Below are 20,647 nucleotides of genomic sequence, written 5' to 3'. Positions count from 1 at the left end.
CGTGGCCGCTCGGGCGCGTACCCGGCGCGGGGCGGTTGGACAGGGAGAAACGAGAAGGTGGCAGCACCCAAGAAGGGCCGAGGGCCGTCCGGCGGTCAGGGCAGGCCGGGGCGTGCCCTGGCTCTGATCCTCATCGCCATGGTCGCGCTCACCGGCGGGTTGTTCCTGTCCGGGCACACCACACCCCGGCTGGGCATCGACCTGGCCGGCGGGACGTCGATCACGCTCGAGGCGCAGAACCAGCCCGGCAAGCCGAACGCGATCAACAAGACCAACATGGACACCGCGGTCGGGATCATCGAGCGGCGTGTCAACGGTCTGGGCGTCTCCGAGGCCGAGGTCCAGACCCAGGGCTCGAAGAACATCATCGTCAACATCCCCAAGGGGACGAACTCCAAGCAGGCCCAGGAGCAGGTCGGCACCACCGCCCAGCTCTACTTCCGGCCTGTTCTGACGGTGCAGGCGAGCGGCCCCGAAGCGCCCAAGCCCTCCGGGTCCCCGACCCCCTCGGGCAGCGCCACCCCCAAGCCCGGCGAGTCCGCCGAGGGTGAGGACAAGCCCAAGGGCGAGGACAAGCCCAAGGGCGAGGAGGCCACCGGTTCGGAGGCCACCGGTTCGGAGGCCACCCCCTCGGCGAGCGCCACCACCCAGGGCCGCGCGGTCACCGGCGCCCTGACGAAGGACGACCCGACCCCCGGCGCCTCCGACAAGCCGAAGCCGTCCGATTCCCCCGAGGCCTCGCCCTCCGCGGACCCGGCCACGGCCAAGCTCCAGGAGGAGTTCGCCAAGCTCGACTGCACCGACCCCAAGCAGCGCTCGGAAGCCGGTCAGAACGCCAAGCCCACCGACTCGATCGTCGCCTGCGGCTCGAACGTCCCGGGCAGCTACGAGAAGTACGTGCTCGGCCCCGCCGAGGTCTCCGGCAGCGACGTCGACGACGCCAAGGGCGCCATCGAGCAGCAGACCGGCGAGTGGATCGTGTCGATGGAGTTCACCTCCGCCGGCGCCAAGAAGTTCCAGACGATCACCGGCCGGCTCTCGCAGCAGCAGCCGCCGATGAACCAGTTCGCGATCGTCCTCGACGGCGAGGTCGTCTCCGCTCCCTCGGTTCGCACGGCGCTCAGCAAGAACGCCCAGATCTCCGGCAGCTTCGACCAGCAGTCGGCCGAGGACCTCGGCAACATCCTGTCCTACGGCGCACTGCCGCTGACCTTCAAGGAAGTCAGCGTCACCACCGTGACCGCGGCGCTCGGCAGCGAGCAGCTCGAGGCGGGCCTGATCGCCGGTGCGATCGGTCTGGCACTGGTCATCATCTACCTGGTCGTCTACTACCGGGGTCTCGCGTTCATCGCGCTGCTCAGCCTGCTGGTCTCCGGTCTCCTGACGTACGCGATCATGGCCTTGCTGGGTCCGGCCATCGGCTTCGCGCTGAACCTGCCGGCGGTCTGCGGCGCCATCGTCGCCATCGGCATCACAGCGGACTCCTTCATCGTCTACTTCGAACGCGTCAGAGACGAGATCCGCGAAGGACGCACGCTCCGTCCGGCCATCGAGCGCGCCTGGCCGCGCGCCCGGCGCACCATCCTGGTCTCCGACTTCGTGTCGTTCCTGGCCGCCGCGGTGCTCTTCATCGTCACCGTCGGCAAGGTGCAGGGCTTCGCCTTCACGCTCGGCCTCACCACCCTCCTCGACGTCGTCGTGGTGTTCCTCTTCACCAAGCCCCTGATGACGCTCATGGGGCGGACGAAGTTCTTCTCCAAGGGCGGTCCGTGGTCCGGGCTGGACCCGAAGCGGCTCGGCGCCCAGCCGCCGTTGCGCCGCTCGCGCCGTGTCAACGCCCCCACCGAACCGAAGGAGGCGTGAGATGTCGCGACTCGGCAATCTCGGCGCCCGGCTCTACCGCGGCGAGGTCGGTTACGACTTCATCCGCAACCGCAAGATCTGGTACGGCGTCTCGATACTGATCACCATCACGGCCATCATCGGCGTGGCGGTCGGCGGCCTCCGCATGGGCATCGAGTTCAAGGGCGGCGCGGTCTTCACGACCGACACCAAGGCCCAGATCTCCACCTCCCAGGCCACGGACGTGGCGACCGAGGCCTCCGGCCACCTGGCGATCGTGCAGGAGCTCGGCAACGGCGGCCTGCGCATCCAGATCACCGAGGTCGACACCGCCAAGGCCAACGAGATCAAGGAGACGCTCTCCGACGAGCTCGGCATCCCGGCCAACGACATCAACGCGGACCTGGTCGGCCCCAGCTGGGGTGAGCAGATCGCCAACAAGGCGTGGACCGGTCTCGGGGTCTTCATGATCCTGGTGGTGATCTATCTGGCCATCGCCTTCGAGTGGCGGATGGCCGTCGCCGCCCTCATCGCGTTGATCCACGACATCACCATCACGGTCGGCGTCTACGCCCTGGTCGGCTTCGAGGTCACCCCGGGCACGGTGATCGGTCTGCTGACCATTCTCGGTTACTCCCTGTACGACACGGTGGTCGTCTTCGACAGCCTCAAGGAGGGCCAGAAGGACATCACCAAGCAGACCCGCTTCACGTACAGCGAGATCGCCAACCGGTCGATCAACAGCACGCTGGTCCGCTCCATCAACACCACCGTGGTGGCGCTCCTGCCGGTGGCCGGTCTGCTGTTCATCGGCGGCGGGGTCCTCGGCGCGGGCATGCTGAACGACATCTCGCTGTCGCTCTTCGTCGGTCTCGCCGCCGGCGCCTACTCCTCGATCTTCATCGCCACGCCGCTCGTCGCCGACCTCAAGGAACGCGAGCCGCAGATGAAGGCGCTGAAGAAGCGGATCCTGGCCAAGCGGGCCGCCGCGGCCGCCAAGGGCGAGTCCCCCGACGACGGCCCCGAGGACGTGCGCGACGACGCCGAGACGGCGGGCACGGCGATCGGCCGCCCCCGGTCGCACGGCCGCACCCCCGGGAAGCGCTGAGCGATGACGAGCACCACCGAATCCACCAGGGAGCTGCTGCTCAGCCGGATCCGCGATGTCGCGGACTACCCGAAGCCGGGCGTGGTGTTCAAGGACATCACCCCGCTGCTCGCGGACCCGGTGGCCTTCACGGCGCTCACCGACGCCCTCGCGGAGCTGTGCGTACGGCACGGCGCCACGAAGATCGTCGGCCTGGAGGCACGCGGCTTCATCCTGGCCGCGCCCGTCGCGGTCCGGGCGGGCATCGGCTTCGTCCCGGTCCGCAAGGCCGGAAAGCTCCCCGGAGCCACGCTGAGCCAGTCCTACGAGCTGGAGTACGGCAGCGCGGAGATCGAGATCCACGCCGAGGACCTCGACGCCGAGGACCGGATCATGGTCATCGACGACGTCCTCGCCACCGGCGGCACCGCCGAGGCCTCGCTGGAGCTCATCCGGCGGGCCGGGGCCCGGGTCGCGGGCGTCGCGGTCCTCATGGAGCTCGGCTTCCTCGGGGGCCGGGCCCGCCTGGAGCCGCGCCTCGCCGGGGCGCCGCTGGAGGCCCTGATCACGGTCTGATCCGCTGGTCACCGTCGCGCGACGGACACCGAGCACGAGGGATGGGCACCCGGGAACACCGGGTGCCCATCCCTCGTTGTGCGGGCTCCCCCCGTCCCCGGGCGAGGTCTCGCCGGGGGATCGTTACCATGGGCTCTCCGGGTACCCCGGATCCGCACGAGGAGCGCTCTTGCCAGACGAGGCCCAGTCAGCCGCCGCCCCGCAGCCCGACAAGCCCGTGGCGGCCCCCGCCACGCCGCCCAAGGCCGCGCCCTCGAACGCGCCGGAGCCCGCGCCCGCCGAGCCCGCCGCCGACGCCGCGCGCCCCCCGGCCGCCGAGCCGGCCACCGAGCGGCCCGCCGAGCCGGCCGCCCCTCCCGCCAAGCCCGCGGCCCCCGAGGTCCCGCCGCATCCGGCCGGGACGACGGGACCGGCGCAGCCGCCGGCCCGTAAGCCGGCCGCCGCCGCGCCCAAGCCCCCGGCCCCCGGGCCTCCTGCGAAGGCCACGGCCCCGGCCGGATCCGCCTCCCGCTCCGGAGGCTCGTCCAACCGCGTGCGGGCCCGCCTCGCCCGACTGGGCGTACAGCGCTCCAGCCCGTACAACCCGGTCCTGGAACCCCTGCTGCGTACGGTCCGGGGCAACGACCCCAAGATCGAGACGGCCACGCTCCGCCAGATCGAGAAGGCCTACCAGGTCGCCGAGCGCTGGCACCGGGGCCAGAAGCGCAAGAGCGGCGACCCCTACATCACCCACCCGTTGGCCGTCACCACGATCCTCGCCGAGCTCGGCATGGACCCGGCGACCCTGATGGCGGGCCTGCTCCACGACACCGTCGAGGACACCGAGTACGGCCTGGACACGCTGCGCCGCGACTTCGGCGACCAGGTCGCCCTCCTCGTCGACGGCGTCACCAAGCTGGACAAGGTCAAGTTCGGCGAGGCCGCGCAGGCCGAGACCGTGCGCAAGATGGTCGTCGCCATGGCCAAGGACCCCCGGGTCCTGGTCATCAAGCTCGCCGACCGCCTGCACAACATGCGCACCATGCGCTATCTCAAGCGGGAGAAGCAGGAGAAGAAGGCCCGCGAGACGCTGGAGATCTACGCGCCGCTGGCGCACCGGCTCGGCATGAACACCATCAAGTGGGAACTGGAGGACCTCGCTTTCGCGATCCTCTATCCCAAGATGTACGACGAGATCGTCCGGCTTGTCGCCGAGCGTGCTCCCAAGCGCGACGAATACCTCGCCATAGTGACCGACGAGGTCCAGTCCGACCTGCGCGCCGCCCGCATCAAGGCGACCGTCACCGGCCGCCCCAAGCACTACTACAGCGTCTACCAGAAGATGATCGTGCGAGGCCGCGACTTCGCCGAGATCTACGACCTGGTGGGCATCAGGGTGCTCGTCGACACCGTCCGCGACTGTTACGCGGCGCTCGGCACCGTCCACGCCCGGTGGAACCCGGTGCCGGGGCGGTTCAAGGACTACATCGCGATGCCGAAGTTCAACATGTACCAGTCACTGCACACCACGGTGATCGGTCCCAGCGGCAAGCCCGTCGAGCTCCAGATCCGTACGTTCGACATGCACCGCCGCGCCGAGTACGGCATCGCCGCGCACTGGAAGTACAAGCAGGAGGCCGTGGCCGGCGCCTCCAAGGTGCGTACCGACGTCCCCAAGAACACCGGGCGCGGCCAGGACACCGTCAACGACATGGCGTGGCTGCGCCAGCTCCTGGACTGGCAGAAGGAGACCGAGGACCCCAGCGAGTTCCTGGAGTCCCTGCGCTTCGACCTCTCCCGCAACGAGGTCTTCGTCTTCACGCCGAAGGGCGACGTGATAGCGCTGCCCGCCGGTGCGACCCCCGTCGACTTCGCGTACGCCGTCCACACCGAGGTCGGCCACCGGACCATAGGAGCACGCGTCAACGGGCGGCTCGTCCCGCTCGAATCGACGCTCGACAACGGCGACCTGGTGGAGGTCTTCACCTCCAAGGCGGCCGGCGCCGGACCCTCCCGGGACTGGCTCGGCTTCGTCAAGTCGCCCCGCGCCCGCAACAAGATCCGCGCGTGGTTCTCCAAGGAGCGCCGTGACGAGGCCATCGAGCAGGGCAAGGACTCCATCGCGCGTGCCATGCGCAAGCAGAACCTGCCGATCCAGCGCATCCTGACCGGCGACTCCCTGGTCACCCTCGCCCACGAGATGCGCTATCCGGACATCTCCTCGCTGTACGCGGCGATCGGCGAGGGCCATGTCGCGGCGGCGGGCGTCGTACAGAAGCTGGTGCAGGCGCTCGGCGGCCACGACGAGGCCAACGAGGACCTCGCCGAGTCCACCCCGCCCTCGCACGGCGGCCGCAGCAAACGCCGCGCCAACGCGGATCCCGGCGTCGTCGTCAAGGGCGTCGAGGACGTCTGGGTCAAGCTGGCCCGCTGTTGCACGCCCGTCCCCGGCGACCCGATCATCGGCTTCGTCACCCGGGGCAGCGGCGTCTCCGTGCACCGCGCGGACTGCGTCAACGTGGAGTCGCTCTCCCAGCAGCCGGAACGGATCCTCGAGGTCGAGTGGGCCCCCACCCAGTCCTCGGTCTTCCTGGTCGCCATCCAGGTCGAGGCGCTGGACCGCTCCCGGCTGCTCTCCGACGTCACCCGGATCCTCTCCGACCAGCACGTCAACATCCTGTCGGCGGCCGTCCAGACCTCCCGAGACCGGGTGGCCACCTCGCGCTTCACCTTCGAGATGGGCGACCCCAAGCACCTGGGCCACGTCCTGAAGGCCGTACGCGGCGTCGAGGGCGTCTACGACGTCTACCGGGTCACTTCGGCCCGCAGGCCGTAGCGGCGAAAGCGAGGGGCCCCGGTACGCGATGCGTACCGGGGCCCCTCGCTTTCAGGACTTCAGGGGTTCGGACTTGCTCAGCCGCCGAACTCCTCCAGGCCCTTGAGCGCCTGGTCCAGCAGCGCCTGCCGGCCCTCCAGCTCCCTGGCCAGCTTGTCCGCGCGGGCGTTGTTGCCCGAAGCGCGCGCGGTGTCGATCTGGCCGCGCAACTTGTCCACGGCGGCCTGGAGCTGACCGGTCAGACCCGCGGCGCGGGCCCGCGCCTCCGGGTTCGTCCGGCGCCACTCGGACTCCTCGGACTCCTGGAGCGCCCGCTCCACCGCCTGCATCCGGCCCTCGACCTTCGGGCGGGCGTCACGCGGTACGTGGCCGATGGCCTCCCAGCGCTCGTTGAGGCCCCGGAACGCGGCGCGGGCCGCCTTCAGGTCCTTCACCGGCACCAGCTTCTCGGCCTCGGCGGCGAGCTCCTCCTTGAGCTTGAGGTTCTCGCCCTGCTCGGCGTCCCGCTCGGCGAAGACCTCGCCGCGGGCGGCGAAGAAGACGTCCTGGGCGCCGCGGAAGCGGTTCCACAGGCCGTCCTCGGCCTCGCGCTGGGCGCGGCCCGCCGCCTTCCACTCGGTCATCAGGTCGCGGTAGCGCGCGGCCGTGGTCACCCAGTCCGTGGAGCCGGACAGCGCCTCGGCCTCGGTGACCAGCTTCTCCTTGGCCTTGCGGGCGTCCTCGCGCTGGGCGTCCAGCGCGGCGAAGTGGGCCTTGCGCCGCTTCGAGAACGCCGAGCGCGCGTGCGAGAAGCGGTGCCACAGCTCGTCGTCCGACTTGCGGTCGAGGCGGGGGAGACCCTTCCAGGTGTCCACCAGCGCCCGGAGCCGCTCACCGGCCGACCGCCACTGCTCGCTCTGTGCCAGCTCCTCCGCCTCGGCGACCAGCGCCTCCTTGGCGTGCTTGGCCTCGTCGGTCTGCTTGGCCTTGAGGACCTTGCGCTCCTCGCGCCGCGCCTCGACCGTCGCGACGAGCGCGTCCAGCCGCTTGCGCAGCGCGTCGAGGTCGCCCACCGCGTGGTGCTCGTCGACCTGCTGCCGCAGATGGTCGATCGCCGTCGTCGCGTCCTTCGCCGACAGGTCGGTGGTCTTCACCCGCCGTTCGAGGAGGCCGATCTCGACCACAATGCCGTCGTACTTGCGCTCGAAATAGGCCAGAGCCTCCTCGGGGGAACCGGCCTGCCACGATCCGACGACCTGCTCGCCCTCGGCTGTACGCACGTACACGGTGCCCGTCTCATCGACGCGGCCCCACGGGTCGCTGCTCACAGCGCCTCCTCCACCTGATGCCTGCGAGGGGGTTCGCCCCCGGGCATCGTCCACAGTTTCCTGGGGCGGGCATCGCCCGCCCTGCACAACGCCAATCTAGGCGACCGGCCACCCGGCTGTCCGCACTCAGCGCGGCTGAAATTCTCCGTACCGGCCCGGGGCAGCCCGCTGCCCCGGGCGCGGACGGCCCGGCCGGTCGCCGTCCCCCGCTCCGCTTTGGCCGGTTCAGCCCTTCTCGACCGAGGCCTTCTCGATCGTCACGGCCTTCTTCGGGGCGCCGTCGCCCGCACCGCCCTCGACCCCGGCCTCGCCGACCTTCTGGACGGCCTTCAGCGAGGCGTCGTCCATCGTGCCGAACGGGGTGTAGGTGGGCGGGAGCTTCGTCTCCTTGTAGACCAGGAAGAACTGGCTGCCGCCGGAGTTGGGCTGGCCGGTATTGGCCATCGCCACCGTGCCCGGAGGGAAGGACACCGTGCCGTCGGCGCCCGCCTTGCCGAGCGCGTCCAGGTTCTCGTCCGGGATGTTGTAGCCCGGACCGCCCGTGCCGTCCCCCTTGGGGTCCCCGCACTGGAGCACGAAGATGCCCTGGGTGGTCAGCCGGTGGCACTTGGTGGCGTCGAAGTAGCCCTTGTCGGCGAGCGCCTTGAAGGAGTTCGCCGTCTGCGGGGTCTTCGCCGCGTCCATCGAGAACGCTATGTCGCCCTGGCTCGTCTTGAGCGACATCGTGTACTTCGCCTTTTTGTCGATCTTCATCGCGGGGGCGGGAGCCTTGCTCTCGCTCTCCGAAGGCTCCGGAGTGGGGCTCTGGCTCGCCGCCGCCTCGCTCTTCTTGTCCTTGTCCTTGTCGTCGTCCTTGCCCGCCACGACGAACGCGCTCACGCCCACGATCGCGGCCACAGCCACCGCCGAGGCGACGATCGCGGTGATGTGCCTGGTCCTGCGGCGGGCCTCCTCCCGGCGCTTCTGCTGACGCTCGAACTTCTCCCGGGCGAGCTGCCGCCGCCGCTGTTCGCTGCTGGACACCGGTTGGGCTCCTTGTTACGTCGTGAGATGAGGGCCTGAGTTGCCCCGTACCGTATATGGGTTACCTGTGTCATGAGGAGCGCCGGTAGGCTCTGATCTGCTGCATCCTTCGCTGCGGCCGCATCCTCCGGACGAACATTAAGGACGATCGTGCTCATTGCCGGGTTCCCCGCCGGGGCCTGGGGGACCAATTGCTACCTGGTCGCCCCCGCCGCGGGTGAGGAGTGCGTGATCATCGACCCGGGCCATCAGGCCGCCCAGGGCGTCGAGGAAACGCTGAAGAAGCATCGGCTCAAGCCCGTCGCCGTCGTCCTCACCCACGGCCATATCGACCACGTCGCCTCGGTCGTCCCGGTCTGCGGCGCCCATGACGTCCCCGCCTGGATCCACCCCCGGGACCGCTACATGATGAGCGACCCGGAGAAGGCGCTCGGCCGCTCGATCGGGATGCCGCTCATGGGCGAGCTGACCGTGGGGGAGCCGGACGACGTCAAGGAGCTGACCGACGGCGCGAAGCTGACCCTGGCCGGTCTGGAGTTCGGCGTCTCGCACGCACCCGGCCATACCAAGGGGTCGGTGACGTTCCGGATGCCCGAGGCCGCGGACATTCCGCCGGTCCTCTTCTCGGGCGACCTGCTCTTCGCCGGCTCCGTCGGACGCACCGACCTGCCCGGCGGCGACCACGCCGAGCTGCTCGAGTCGCTGGCCCGTGTGTGCCTGCCCCTCGACGACTCGACCGTGGTGCTGTCCGGCCACGGCCCCCAGACGACCATCGGCCGTGAGCGCGCCTCCAACCCGTTCCTGAACGGTCTGGACGCGGCGCCGCGCCGAGGAATGTAGACGAGAGACGTATTCGTGAGCACCTTTCAGGCCCCCAAGGGCACGTACGACCTGACCCCGCCCCGTTCCGCGACGTTCCTGGCCGTGCGCGAGGCGATCTCCGCGCCCCTGCGCGACTCCGGCTACGGCTACATCGAGACGCCCGGCTTCGAGGACGTGAACCTCTTCGCGCGCGGCGTCGGTGAGTCCACCGACATCGTCACGAAGGAGATGTACACCCTCTCCACGAAGGGCGGCTCCCAGCTGGCGCTGCGCCCCGAGGGCACCGCGTCCGTGCTGCGCGCCGCCCTGGAGGCCAACCTCCACAAGGCGGGCAACCTCCCGGTCAAGCTCTGGTACTCCGGCTCGTACTACCGCTACGAGCGCCCGCAGGCGGGCCGCTACCGCCACTTCTCACAGGTCGGCGCCGAGGCCATCGGCACCGAGGACCCGGTCCTGGACGCCGAGCTGATCATCCTGGCCGACCAGGCGTACCGCTCGCTGGGCCTGCGCCGGTTCCGGATCCTGCTGAACTCGCTGGGTGACAAGGAGTGCCGCCCGGTCTACCGCGAGGCGCTCCAGACCTTCCTGCGCGACCTCGACCTCGACGAGGAGACGCGCCGCCGCATCGAGATCAACCCGCTGCGCGTCCTGGACGACAAGCGGGCCGACGTGCAGCAGCAGCTCACCGGCGCCCCGAAGCTCCGCGACTACCTCTGCGACGCGTGCAAGGCGTACCACGAGGAGGTCCGGGCCCTGCTCACGGCGGCGGGCGTCGTGTTCGAGGACGACGAGAAGCTGGTGCGCGGCCTCGACTACTACACCCGTACGACCTTCGAGTTCGTCCACGACGGACTCGGCGCGCAGTCCGCGGTGGGCGGCGGCGGCCGTTACGACGGCCTGTCCGAGATGATCGGCGGCCCCGCGCTGCCGTCCGTCGGCTGGGCGCTCGGCGTGGACCGCACGGTCCTCGCGCTGGACGCCGAGGGCGTCGAGCTCGACCTGCCCGTCAGCACGAGCGTGTACGCGGTCCCGCTCGGCGAGGAGGCCCGCAGGGTGCTGTTCGGCGTCGTCACCGAACTGCGCCGCGCGGGGGTCGCCGCGGACTTCGCGTTCGGCGGCCGGGGCCTGAAGGGCGCGATGAAGAGCGCCAACCGCTCGGGCGCGCGCTACACCCTGGTGGCGGGCGAACGCGATCTGGCCGAGGGCGTCGTCCAGCTCAAGGACATGGAGTCCGGCGAGCAGAGCCCGGTGCCGCTGGCCGAGGCCGTGGCGGAGCTGACGAAGCGCCTCGGCTAGGAAGCCGTGAGCGGGGCGCGGGCGGCGGGACTCCGGTCCTGTCGCCCGCGCCTTTCTTGTCTGCCGTCAACCCGTCGTGCCGGGATTCATCCCGCCCGGTGACCCCGACTTGGAGCCGCCCGCGCCTTCGGCGCTCGCCGCATCGCTGCCGGTGCCCACCCATCCTCCGTCGTCGCGGCCCCGCCGCCCCAGGAGTCCGTCCATGGGGGGCGCTCACGGGCGTACACCTTTATGTCCATCGAACGGTTGTCCCCTACAGGGGTGCGGCACAATGAGCTTGCCCGGCTGACCACTCGGTGACGGAACGGCGATATGACGACTGCTGCGGTAGACCACGACCTCTCCTCCGATCAGGACGAGGGCGGCGGCAAGCGCACCTTCGGGGCCGGCCGCGGTCTCGCCCTGCTCCTGGTGATCACCGGCGCGGCCGGACTGCTGGCCTCCTGGGTCATCACGATCGACAAGTTCAAGCTGCTGGAGGACCCCTCCTTCACCCCCGGCTGCAGCCTCAACCCGGTTGTCGCGTGCGGCAACATCATGAAGAGCGAGCAGGCCGCCGCGTTCGGGTTCCCCAACCCGATGCTGGGCCTGGTCACCTACGGCATGGTCGTCGCGATCGGGATGGGCCTGCTCGCCGGCGCCCGCTACCGCAGCTGGTTCTGGCTCGGGCTGAACGCCGGGACCCTGTTCGGTGTCGGTTTCTGCACCTGGCTCCAGTACCAGTCGCTGTACAACATCAACTCGCTCTGCCTGTGGTGCTGCCTGGCCTGGGTCGCCACGATCGTCATGTTCTGTTACGTGACCACGCACAACGTCAAGCACCGCATCCTCCCGGCCCCGGCCTGGCTGCGCAGCGGCCTCACCGAGTTCCCGTGGGTCCTTCCGGTGATGTGGATCGGGATCATCGGCATGCTGATCCTGACCCGCTGGTGGGACTTCTGGACCAGCTGACACCCACCTGCCGATTACGTGGGTGGGCCGCTCCCGACGGCACTGTCAGCGGGGTCGCATAGGCTTCATGACGTGGAGCCCGACCTCTTTACCGCAGCCGCCGAAGACCGCCAGGAGAAGGACCCGTCCAGCAGCCCTCTCGCTGTCCGGATGCGTCCGCGCATCCTCGACGAGGTCGTCGGCCAGCAACACCTGCTGAAGCCGGGCTCGCCGCTGCGCCGACTCGTCGGCGAAGGCAGCGGGGGCCCCGCCGGCGCGTCCTCGGTCATCCTGTGGGGCCCGCCCGGCACCGGCAAGACGACCCTGGCCTATGTCGTCAGCAAGGCGACCAACAAGCGCTTCGTCGAGCTCTCCGCGATCACCGCGGGCGTCAAGGAGGTCCGGGCGGTCATCGAGAGCGCGCGCCGCGCCACCGGCGGCTTCGGCAAGGAGACCGTCCTCTTCCTGGACGAGATCCACCGCTTCTCCAAGGCCCAGCAGGACTCCCTGCTCCCCGCCGTGGAGAACCGCTGGATCACCCTCATCGCCGCCACCACGGAGAATCCCTACTTCTCGATCATCTCCCCGCTGCTGTCGCGCTCCCTGCTGCTCACCCTGGAGTCGCTGACCGACGAGGACCTGCGCTCACTGCTGCGCCGGGCGCTGACCGAGGAGCGGGGGCTCGGCGGCGCGGTCACCCTGCCCGAGGACGCCGAGGCGCATCTGCTGCGCATCGCGGGCGGCGACGCGCGCCGGGCGCTGACGGCGCTCGAGGCCGCGGCGGGCGCGGCCATCGCCACGCACGAGGCGCAGATCACCCTGGAGACGGTGGAGGCGACCGTCGACCGCGCCGCTGTGAAGTACGACCGCGACGGCGACCAGCACTACGACGTGGCCAGCGCGCTCATCAAGTCGATCCGCGGCTCCGACGTGGACGCCGCTCTGCACTACCTGGCCCGGATGATCGAGGCGGGGGAGGATCCGCGGTTCATCGCCCGGCGGCTGATGATCTCGGCCAGCGAGGACATCGGCCTGGCCGATCCCACCGCACTGCCGACCGCCGTGGCCGCGGCCCAGGCGGTCGCCATGATCGGTTTCCCGGAGGCGGCGCTCACCCTCAGCCACGCCACCATCGCGCTGGCGCTCGCACCCAAGTCCAACGCGGCGACGCTGGCGATCTCCGCAGCCCAGGAGGACGTGCGCAAGGGACTGGCCGGCCCCGTCCCGGCCCATCTGCGCGACGGCCACTACAAGGGCGCCGCCAAGCTCGGCCACGCCCAGGGCTACATCTATCCGCACGACGTGCAGGGCGGCATCGCCGCCCAGCAGTACGCCCCGGACGCGGTCCGCGACCGCCAGTACTACACCCCCACCCGCTACGGCGCCGAGGCGCGGTACGCCGACGTCGTCGAGCGGGTCCGCGAGCGCCTGGGGCGCTCCGGCGGCGAGGGCGCGGAGCCGTCGTAGGCCGCCGCCCGGGATCAGGACGCGGCCGCCTCGAAGAGGGTGTGCATCGCGCGGCGCAGCTCGGTGACGTCCCGTACGGGCTCGGGGAACTCGAAGCGGGCGTCGAAGCAGGACCCCTGGTCCTCGACGAAGCGGACCCGCAGCCCGAAGCGGTCCAGTGCGACCGGCACGGCCCGGGGCTGGTGGGAGGCGCAGGCGCGGGCGGTGCGCTCGCCCAGAAGACCGCACAGCGCGCGCATCTGCTCGTCGTGGGTGGAGTGCAGATGCTGGAGCAGCTCCGCCTCGTGGAGGACCAGCGGATCGGGAGCGGCGTCCCGGAAGTCCTCCGCCTCGATGTCCTCGGCGCCCCAGAGGTCGTCCACGTACGCCTCGCCGAACTCCAGGCGCAGCATCATCCGGCCGGGCTGGGCGATGCCGGGGACGGAGGTGAGCCAGCCGGAGACCCACGCACGGCCGCGGATCCGGTGCGGGACGGAGACCGGAGCGACGTCCGTGACCTCCAGCACAGCGGTCAGCTCGTCGCCCTGTGCGTGCGTCGCGGCCCGGACCGCCGGGGAATCCGCCGGGAATTCGAGGAACAGATCGCCCTCGGGTCCCACGCTCCTGTTGTCCGGGACCAGGGGCTCCACACACACCAGATCGAGCCCCGGTACGACGAGCAGCGCGGAGCAGGTACTCTGTACGAGAGTTCGTGTGCGCTCGGCTGCTGACGGCATCCGAGTGTTTTCAAGCCCGCTGGGACGCGGCTGACCACGATCAGATCGGCCTTCCGTCGTAGCAGCACCTTCTGGTGTGCTGCCGCTGTCTGTGCTGTCCGTGACGTGAGTGGTGTTCCCAGGGCGAGACATGCGATCTCCTTGAGTAAGGTAAGCCTAACCTAACCTACAACGGAGGTCTGGAGAACGTGCCTAACCAGTCGCGTCCCAAGGTCAAGAAGTCGCGTGCCCTCGGCATCGCTCTGACGCCCAAGGCTGTCAAGTACTTCGAAGCTCGTCCGTACCCGCCGGGTGAGCACGGCCGTGGCCGCAAGCAGAACTCGGACTACAAGGTCCGTCTGCTGGAGAAGCAGCGCCTGCGTGCGCAGTACGACATCAGCGAGCGCCAGATGGCGCGCGCCTACGACCGTGCCAAGAAGGCCGAAGGCAAGACGGGCGAGGCGCTGGTCGTCGAGCTCGAGCGCCGCCTCGACGCCCTGGTCCTGCGTTCGGGCATCGCCCGCACCATCTACCAGGCCCGTCAGATGGTCGTCCACGGCCACATCGAGGTCAACGGTGGCAAGGTCGACAAGCCGTCCTTCCGCGTGCGCCCCGACGACGTCGTCCAGGTCCGCGAGCGCAGCCGCACCAAGGTCCCCTTCCAGGTGGCCCGCGAGGGTGGCTACGACACCGACGGCGAGACCCCGCGCTACCTCCAGGTGAACCTGAAGGCCCTGGCCTTCCGCCTGGACCGTGACCCGAACCGCAAGGAAATTCCGGTCATCTGCGACGAGCAGCTCGTCGTCGAGTACTACGCCCGCTGATCCAGGCGTAGCCGCTCTCACCAGCGCTCCGGCCCGCCCCTCCCTGTCATCCGGGAGGCGGCGGGCCTTCGCGTTCCCCCGGGTCCGCCCGGTTGCGGCGCCCCGCACGCGCCCGGCGGGTCCATCGCGGCGCCCGGCCCGCCACCGGCCAGGGCCCGGTCGACCGCGGCGTCCGGATCCAGCCGCCGGCCCGCCCGCAGCCCCTCCTCGTACGCCGCGTTCCCCAGCTCCCGACGCGCCTGCTCCTCGCACTCCGCCCGCGGCCGCCCGTAGAACGCCGAGCCGAACAGCGGCAGGCCCACCGAGGGCCAGATGCCCTCCGCCGCCCCCTGGAGCACGGCGGCCTCCCCGGCGTCCCCCTCCGCCACCGTCACCAGCGCCAGCAGCTCCAGCGACAGCACCGTGCCCAGCAGATCGTTGAACGTCCGGCCGATCGTCAGGCACTCCCCGAGCATCTGCCGCGCCCGCGCCGGCCGCCCCCGCCGCAGCGCCGCGTACGCCAGCACGTACAGCGCGTACGCCAGCGCCCACCGCTCCCCGTGGTCCTCGCAGATCTCCCGGACCTCGTCGCAGATCACCGCCGCCGCGTCCAGATCGCCCAGGAACGCCACCGCCATGGCCAACTCGACCTGCGCCATCAGCACATTGCTGTTCAGCTCGCCGACCTCGCGGTACCGGCCGAGCGCGTCACGGAGCAGCTCCTCGGCCCGCTCCATGTCGTCCGTCACGATCGCCAGACACCCCACGCGGTGCACCGCGTACGCCAGTGCCGTCGCGTCCCCGGAGCGCTCGGCCTCCTCCCGGCACTCCTGGAGCGCCGAGATCGCGCCGACCGGATCGCCCTGCAGCACCGCCACATAGCCCAGCACCCAGAGCACCTTCAGCCGCGCCGCGTCGTGCGGGGTGGGTTCCTCCAGCACGTGGTCCAGCCAGTACCGCCCCTCGGACAGCCGACCGCAGCCCGCCCAGTAGAACCACAGGGTGCCCGCCAGATGCTGCGCCAGATGCACCTCGTCGGGGCTTTCCATCGAACACTCCATCGCCCGGCGGAGATTGGGCAGCTCGCTGTCGATCCGCGCCGCCACCTCCGCCTGGCGCGGACTGAACCAGTCCAGCTCGCACCAGGTCGCGAGCCCCAGGAACCAGTCCCGGTGCCGCCGCCGCAGCCGCTCGGCGTCCCCGGTGGCCGCCAGCCACTGCGCCCCGTACTCGCGGACCGTGTCCAGGAGCCGGTAGCGGGCGCCGGCCGCACCGTCCTCGCGCTCCACCACCGACTGGGCGAGCAGCTCGTCCAGCACATCGAGCACCGAGTCGGCCGGCAGGTCCGCCCCGCCGCAGATGTACTCGGCGGCCTCCAGGTCGAACTGCCCGGCGAACACCGAGAGCCGCGCCCACAGCAGCCGCTGCTCGGGCGTGCACAGCTCATGGCTCCAGCCGATCGCCGTACGCAGCGTCCGGTGGCGGAGCGGCGCGCCGCGACGGCCGCCGGTCAGCAGCCGGAAACGGTCGTCCAGCCGCAGGAGCACCTGTTCCACCGAGAGGGCGCGCAGCCGCCCGGCCGCCAGTTCGAGGGCCAGCGGGATCCCGTCGAGGCGGCGGCAGAGCTCCAGCGCGGCCGCCCGCTCGCCGACCGTCGGCTCCCAGCCCGGCCGCACCCCGCGGGCCCGTTCGGTGAAGAGCTCCATCGCGTCCCCGTCGCCCATCGGGGCGAGGGGGAACGTCCGTTCGCCGTCCACCCCGAGGGGGCGGCGTCCGGCCGCGAGCACCTGGAGGCGCGGGGCCCGGCGCAGCAGCTCGGTGACGAGGTCGGCGCAGGGGTCGACGAGGTGCTCGAAGCCGTCGATCACCAGCAACGTCCGCCGCTCGGAGAGATGTTCGACGAGGACGGCGCGCGGCGGCCTGCCGGTGTGGTCGGTCAGCCCCAGCGCTTCGACCAGAGCGTGTTCCAGCAGGTCGGGATGGTGGACGGCGGACAGCTCGGCCAGCAGGACCCCGTCGCAGTACCGTTTCTCCCTCAGCGCGGCGAGACGGGTGGCACACCTGGTCTTGCCCACCCCCGCCACTCCGGCGACGGTGACGATCCTGGATCCCTCCAGCAGCCCGTCCAGCTCGGCCAGTTCGTCCTCGCGTCCCACGAATCTGTTCAGTTCGGCCGGAAGACCGCCGGGGGTCACCGCGGGGCGGGCGTCCGGATCATCGGGATTCGGGGAGGGGTCCTGCAGGCGTCGCATGAAACACGGAGCGTACTGGCTTGAAAGCTCTCCGTACAATCTCGTTATGGCAACTCCCGCCCGGCCCGCGGAGAATGCGGTAGGGGAGGAGATGCGCGGCGCGATAGGCTCGTGGGACGACGATCGGGCGCGTGGGGCCGAGGCCCGGACGCGAACGACGCAGACAAGGCCCGGCAGGGCCCGAGCGACGAGCAGAGAGCGGTGCACAGTGTCCGGTGGAGAGGTGGCCGGGATCCTCGTGGCCGTCTTCTGGGCGATCCTGGTCTCGTTCCTCGCCGTGGTGCTGGTGAGGCTGGCCCAGACGCTCAGGGCGACCACCAAGCTCGTGGCGGACGTGACCGACCAGGCCGTTCCGCTGCTCGCGGACGCGTCGGCGACGGTGCGCTCCGCGCAGACCCAACTGGACAAGGTCGACGCCATCGCGAGCGACGTCCAGGAGGTCACCTCCAACGCCTCCGCGCTCTCCTCCACCGTCGCCTCCACCTTCGGCGGGCCCCTCGTCAAGGTGGCGGCGTTCGGCTACGGCGTCCGGCAGGCCCTCGGCCGCCGCACCGCACCCGAACCCGAACCGGAACCGGCGCGGGGCCGCGGCTCCGCCCGCCGCACGGTGATCGTCGGCCGGACCGTACCCTCGGCGCGCGGACGCAAGCGCGAGCGTCGAAACGCCCGCGGACAGAAGGACTGATCGAGCGATGTTCCGCCGCACGTTCTGGTTCACCGCCGGCGCAGCCGCCGGTGTGTGGGCCACTGCCAAGGTCAACCGCAAGCTCAAGCAGCTGACCCCCGAAAGCCTCGCGGCGCAGGCCGCGGACAAGGCGATCGAGACCGGTCACAAGCTCAAGGACTTCGCCCTCGACGTACGCGAGGGCATGGTCCGGCGCGAAGCCGAACTGGGCGGCGCCCTGGGCCTGGAGGCGCCGGTCGACCCCGACCTCGTCGCCCAGCGGCACTACGCCGTCGAAGCGGCCGAGCCGCCCGCGAACACGAACGCGTACCGCAAGCTCCCCTACAACGCGAACCACGACAACGCGAACAACCGGAATGAGGACCACTGATGGAGTCGGCTGAAATCCGCCGCCGCTGGCTGAGCTTCTTCGAGGAGCGCGGTCACACCGCCGTGCCTTCGGCGTCGCTCATCGCGGACGACCCGACTCTGCTGCTGGTCCCCGCGGGCATGGTCCCCTTCAAGCCGTACTTCCTCGGCGAGGTCAAGCCGCCCGCCCCGCGCGTCACCAGCGTGCAGAAGTGCGTGCGCACGCCGGACATCGAAGAGGTCGGCAAGACCACCCGCCACGGCACCTTCTTCCAGATGTGCGGCAACTTCTCCTTCGGGGACTACTTCAAGGAAGGCGCCATCCAGCTCGCCTGGGATGCGCTGACCAACTCCGTCGAGGACGGCGGCTACGGTCTCGACCCCGAGAAGCTCTGGATCACGGTCTACCTCGACGACGACGAGGCCGAGCAGATCTGGCGCGACAGGATCGGCGTCCCCGCCGAACGCATCCAGCGCCTGGGCAAGAAGGACAACTTCTGGTCCATGGGCGTCCCCGGACCCTGCGGCCCCTGCTCCGAGATCAACTACGACCGCGGCCCCGAGTTCGGCGTCGAGGGCGGCCCCGCCGTCAACGACGAGCGCTACGTGGAGATCTGGAACCTGGTCTTCATGCAGTACGAGCGCGGCGCCGGCGACGGCAAGGAGGATTTCCCGATCCTCGGGGACCTGCCGTCGAAGAACATCGACACCGGTCTCGGCCTCGAACGCCTCGCCATGATCCTCCAGGGCGTACAGAACATGTACGAGACGGACACCCTGCGCGTCGTCATGGACAGGGCCACCGAGCTGACCGGCGTCCGCTACGGCGCCGAGCAGGCAACCGACGTCTCGCTCCGCGTCGTCGCCGACCACATCCGTACGTCGGTGATGCTCATCGGCGACGGCGTCACCCCCGGCAACGAGGGCCGCGGCTATGTGCTGCGCCGCATCATGCGCCGCGCCATCCGCAACATGCGCCTGATGGGAGCCACCGGTTCCGTCGTCAACGAGCTGGTGGACGTCGTGATCAACACGATGGGTCTGCAGTACCCGGAGCTGATCACCGACCGCAAGCGCATCGAGACGGTCGCGCTCGCCGAGGAGGCCGCCTTCCTCAAGGCCCTCAAGGGCGGCACCAACATCCTGGAGACCGCCGTCACCGAGACCAAGGCCGCCGGCGGCCAGGTCCTCGCCGGCGACAAGGCGTTCCTGCTCCACGACACCTGGGGCTTCCCGATCGACCTGACCCTGGAGATGGCCGCCGAGCAGGGCCTGTCCGTGGACGAGGACGGCTTCCGCCGCCTCATGCAGGAGCAGCGCGACAAGGCCAAGGCCGACGCCCGCGCCAAGAAGACCGGTCACGCGGACCTGTCCGCCTACCGCGAGGTCGCCGACACCTCCGGCGCCACCGAGTTCACCGGCTACACCTCCACCGCGGGCGAGTCCACCATCGTCGGGCTGCTGGTCGACGGCGTGCCCTCGCCCGCCGCCACCGAGGGCGACGAGGTCGAGGTCGTCCTGGACCGCACCCCCTTCTACGCCGAGGGCGGCGGCCAGCTCGCCGACACCGGCCGCATCCGGCTCGAGACCGGCGCCGTGATCGAGATCCGCGACGTCCAGAAGCCGGTCCCCGGTGTCCACGTCCACAAGGGCGTCGTCCAGGTCGGCGAGGTGACGGTCGGAGCCGCCGTCTTCGCCTCCATCGACAACACCCGCCGCCGCGCCATCGCCCGCGCCCACAGCGCCACCCACCTCACGCACCAGGCGCTGCGCGACGCGCTCGGCCCGACGGCCGCCCAGGCCGGCTCCGAGAACTCACCGGGCCGCTTCCGCTTCGACTTCGGTTCGCCCGCCGCCGTCCCCGGCACGGTCCTGACCGATGTGGAGCAGCGGATCAACGAGGTCCTCTCGCGGGAGCTCGACGTCCAGGCCGAGGTCATGTCCATCGACGAGGCCAAGAAGCAGGGCGCCATCGCCGAGTTCGGCGAGAAGTACGGCGAGCGGGTCCGCGTCGTCACCATCGGCGACTTCTCCAAGGAGCTGTGCGGCGGCACCCACGTCCACAACACCGCCCAGCTGGGTCTGGTGAAGCTGCTCGGCGAGTCCTCCATCGGCTCCGGCGTGCGCCGCATCGAGGCCCTGGTCGGCGTGGACGCGTACAACTTCCTCGCCCGGGAGCACACGGTCGTCGCCCAGCTCCAGGAGCTGGTCAAGGGCCGCCCCGAGGAGCTCCCCGAGAAGATCGCCGGCATGCTCGGCAAGCTGAAGGACGCCGAGAAGGAGATCGAGAAGTTCCGCGCGGAGAAGGTCCTCCAAGCCGCTGCCGGACTCGTCGAGTCCGCCAAGGACGTCCGCGGCACCGCCCTGGTCACCGGCCAGGTCCCTGACGGCACCTCCGCCGACGACCTGCGCAAGCTGGTCCTGGACGTGCGCGGACGCATCCAGGGCGGCCGGCCGGCCGTCGTGGCCCTGTTCACCACGGCCAACGGACGCCCGCTCACCGTCATCGCCACCAACGAGGCCGCCCGTGAGCGCGGTCTCAAGGCCGGTGACCTCGTGCGCACCGCGGCCAAGACCCTCGGCGGCGGTGGCGGCGGCAAGCCGGACGTCGCCCAGGGCGGCGGCACGAACCCGGCCGCCATCGGCGACGCCGTCGCCGCGGTCGAGCGCCTCGTCACCGAGACGGCGTGACGAGCACG

The 20,647-nt window shown here is 70.7% G+C and carries 16 protein-coding genes; 12 read left to right on the top strand and 4 right to left on the bottom strand.

Annotated elements, in window-relative coordinates:
* Positions 1-57: 57 nt before the first annotated feature.
* The 4 genes from secD (at position 58) to ACH4UK_RS24140 (ending at position 6,320) form a co-directional block, all read left to right on the top strand.
* Positions 58-1,863 (top strand): protein translocase subunit SecD, encoded by a 1,806-nt coding sequence (secD, locus tag ACH4UK_RS24155; protein WP_398359446.1) that lies wholly within the window; start codon positions 58-60, stop codon positions 1,861-1,863.
* Position 1,864: 1 nt separating this feature from the next.
* A complete protein-coding gene (gene secF, locus ACH4UK_RS24150; protein ID WP_398359444.1) occupies positions 1,865-2,950 on the top strand; it encodes a protein translocase subunit SecF in 1,086 nt (361 codons plus the stop codon).
* A 3-nt stretch (positions 2,951-2,953) separates the two neighbouring features.
* The gene (locus ACH4UK_RS24145) at positions 2,954-3,505 is read left to right on the top strand and encodes an adenine phosphoribosyltransferase (RefSeq protein WP_398359442.1); all 552 of its coding nucleotides are present in this window, start codon (positions 2,954-2,956) and stop codon (positions 3,503-3,505) included.
* A 169-nt stretch (positions 3,506-3,674) separates the two neighbouring features.
* Positions 3,675-6,320: a RelA/SpoT family protein gene (locus ACH4UK_RS24140; RefSeq protein WP_398359440.1), complete on the top strand. Its 2,646-nt coding sequence runs from the start codon at positions 3,675-3,677 to the stop codon at positions 6,318-6,320.
* Between the two features lie 77 nt (positions 6,321-6,397).
* On the opposite strand, the gene ACH4UK_RS24135 is transcribed toward ACH4UK_RS24140, so the two are convergent.
* Both ACH4UK_RS24135 and ACH4UK_RS24130 read right to left on the bottom strand, forming a co-directional pair.
* Positions 6,398-7,627: a DUF349 domain-containing protein gene (locus ACH4UK_RS24135; RefSeq protein ID WP_398359438.1), complete on the bottom strand. Its 1,230-nt coding sequence runs from the start codon at positions 7,625-7,627 to the stop codon at positions 6,398-6,400.
* 225 nt (positions 7,628-7,852) lie between these two features.
* Complete coding sequence (locus tag ACH4UK_RS24130; RefSeq protein ID WP_398359437.1) at positions 7,853-8,650, bottom strand: peptidylprolyl isomerase; 798 nt, start codon at positions 8,648-8,650, stop codon at positions 7,853-7,855.
* A 150-nt stretch (positions 8,651-8,800) separates the two neighbouring features.
* Between ACH4UK_RS24130 and ACH4UK_RS24125 the strand changes: the two genes are divergently transcribed.
* The 4 genes from ACH4UK_RS24125 to ACH4UK_RS24110 all read left to right on the top strand — a co-directional run bounded on the left by ACH4UK_RS24125 (position 8,801) and on the right by ACH4UK_RS24110 (position 13,165).
* Positions 8,801-9,490 (top strand): MBL fold metallo-hydrolase, encoded by a 690-nt coding sequence (locus ACH4UK_RS24125; protein WP_398359435.1) that lies wholly within the window; start codon positions 8,801-8,803, stop codon positions 9,488-9,490.
* Between the two features lie 15 nt (positions 9,491-9,505).
* Positions 9,506-10,768 carry a histidine--tRNA ligase gene (gene hisS / locus ACH4UK_RS24120; RefSeq protein ID WP_398359433.1) on the top strand — a complete coding sequence of 421 codons (1,263 nt, stop codon included), beginning with the start codon at positions 9,506-9,508 and terminating at the stop codon, positions 10,766-10,768.
* Between the two features lie 312 nt (positions 10,769-11,080).
* A complete protein-coding gene (locus ACH4UK_RS24115) occupies positions 11,081-11,719 on the top strand; it encodes a vitamin K epoxide reductase family protein (RefSeq protein WP_398359431.1) in 639 nt (212 codons plus the stop codon).
* Between the two features lie 72 nt (positions 11,720-11,791).
* Positions 11,792-13,165 carry a replication-associated recombination protein A gene (locus ACH4UK_RS24110; RefSeq protein ID WP_398359430.1) on the top strand — a complete coding sequence of 458 codons (1,374 nt, stop codon included), beginning with the start codon at positions 11,792-11,794 and terminating at the stop codon, positions 13,163-13,165.
* Between the two features lie 14 nt (positions 13,166-13,179).
* Here ACH4UK_RS24110 and ACH4UK_RS24105 read toward each other — a convergent pair whose 3' ends face one another.
* Positions 13,180-13,881: a DUF2470 domain-containing protein gene (locus ACH4UK_RS24105; protein WP_398359428.1), complete on the bottom strand. Its 702-nt coding sequence runs from the start codon at positions 13,879-13,881 to the stop codon at positions 13,180-13,182.
* Positions 13,882-14,069: 188 nt separating this feature from the next.
* Between ACH4UK_RS24105 and rpsD the strand changes: the two genes are divergently transcribed.
* A complete protein-coding gene (gene rpsD / locus ACH4UK_RS24100; RefSeq protein ID WP_015607373.1) occupies positions 14,070-14,684 on the top strand; it encodes a 30S ribosomal protein S4 in 615 nt (204 codons plus the stop codon).
* Between the two features lie 17 nt (positions 14,685-14,701).
* Here rpsD and ACH4UK_RS24095 read toward each other — a convergent pair whose 3' ends face one another.
* Positions 14,702-16,915, bottom strand: a complete 2,214-nt coding sequence (locus tag ACH4UK_RS24095) for an ATP-binding protein (protein ID WP_398359426.1) — start codon at positions 16,913-16,915, stop codon at positions 14,702-14,704.
* 223 nt (positions 16,916-17,138) lie between these two features.
* Here ACH4UK_RS24095 and ACH4UK_RS24090 point away from each other — a divergent pair, with 223 nt between their 5' ends.
* The 3 genes from ACH4UK_RS24090 to alaS are packed head-to-tail and all read left to right on the top strand — an operon-like array spanning position 17,139 to position 20,639.
* The gene (locus tag ACH4UK_RS24090; RefSeq protein WP_398359933.1) at positions 17,139-17,600 is read left to right on the top strand and encodes a DUF948 domain-containing protein; all 462 of its coding nucleotides are present in this window, start codon (positions 17,139-17,141) and stop codon (positions 17,598-17,600) included.
* 7 nt (positions 17,601-17,607) lie between these two features.
* Positions 17,608-17,970, top strand: coding sequence for a DUF6167 family protein (locus ACH4UK_RS24085; protein ID WP_398359424.1), 363 nt, complete (start codon positions 17,608-17,610; stop codon positions 17,968-17,970).
* Entirely contained in the window at positions 17,970-20,639 is a 2,670-nt protein-coding gene (gene alaS, locus ACH4UK_RS24080) for an alanine--tRNA ligase (RefSeq protein WP_398359422.1), read from the top strand. The genes ACH4UK_RS24085 and alaS overlap by 1 nt, the downstream gene beginning before the upstream one ends.
* The last annotated feature ends 8 nt before the right edge of the window (positions 20,640-20,647 follow it).

The sequence above is a fragment of the Streptomyces sp. NPDC020884 genome (assembly GCF_044333935.1).
Classification (GTDB): Bacteria; Actinomycetota; Actinomycetes; order Streptomycetales; family Streptomycetaceae; genus Streptomyces.
Note: the sequence above shows the minus strand (reverse complement) of the source record. Positions and strands in the feature narration are given on the sequence as shown.

Excerpts from the sequence above, each read along its gene's own strand:
- secF (WP_398359444.1), top strand. The coding sequence starts at position 1,865 with ATGTCGCGACTCGGCAATCTCGGCGCCCGGCTCTACCGCGGCGAGGTC.
- alaS (WP_398359422.1), top strand. The coding sequence starts at position 17,970 with ATGGAGTCGGCTGAAATCCGCCGCCGCTGGCTGAGCTTCTTCGAGGAG.
- ACH4UK_RS24085 (WP_398359424.1), top strand. The coding sequence starts at position 17,608 with ATGTTCCGCCGCACGTTCTGGTTCACCGCCGGCGCAGCCGCCGGTGTG.
- ACH4UK_RS24115 (WP_398359431.1), top strand. The coding sequence starts at position 11,081 with ATGACGACTGCTGCGGTAGACCACGACCTCTCCTCCGATCAGGACGAG.
- ACH4UK_RS24105 (WP_398359428.1), bottom strand. The coding sequence starts at position 13,881 with ATGCCGTCAGCAGCCGAGCGCACACGAACTCTCGTACAGAGTACCTGC.
- ACH4UK_RS24145 (WP_398359442.1), top strand. The coding sequence starts at position 2,954 with ATGACGAGCACCACCGAATCCACCAGGGAGCTGCTGCTCAGCCGGATC.
- ACH4UK_RS24095 (WP_398359426.1), bottom strand. The coding sequence starts at position 16,915 with ATGCGACGCCTGCAGGACCCCTCCCCGAATCCCGATGATCCGGACGCC.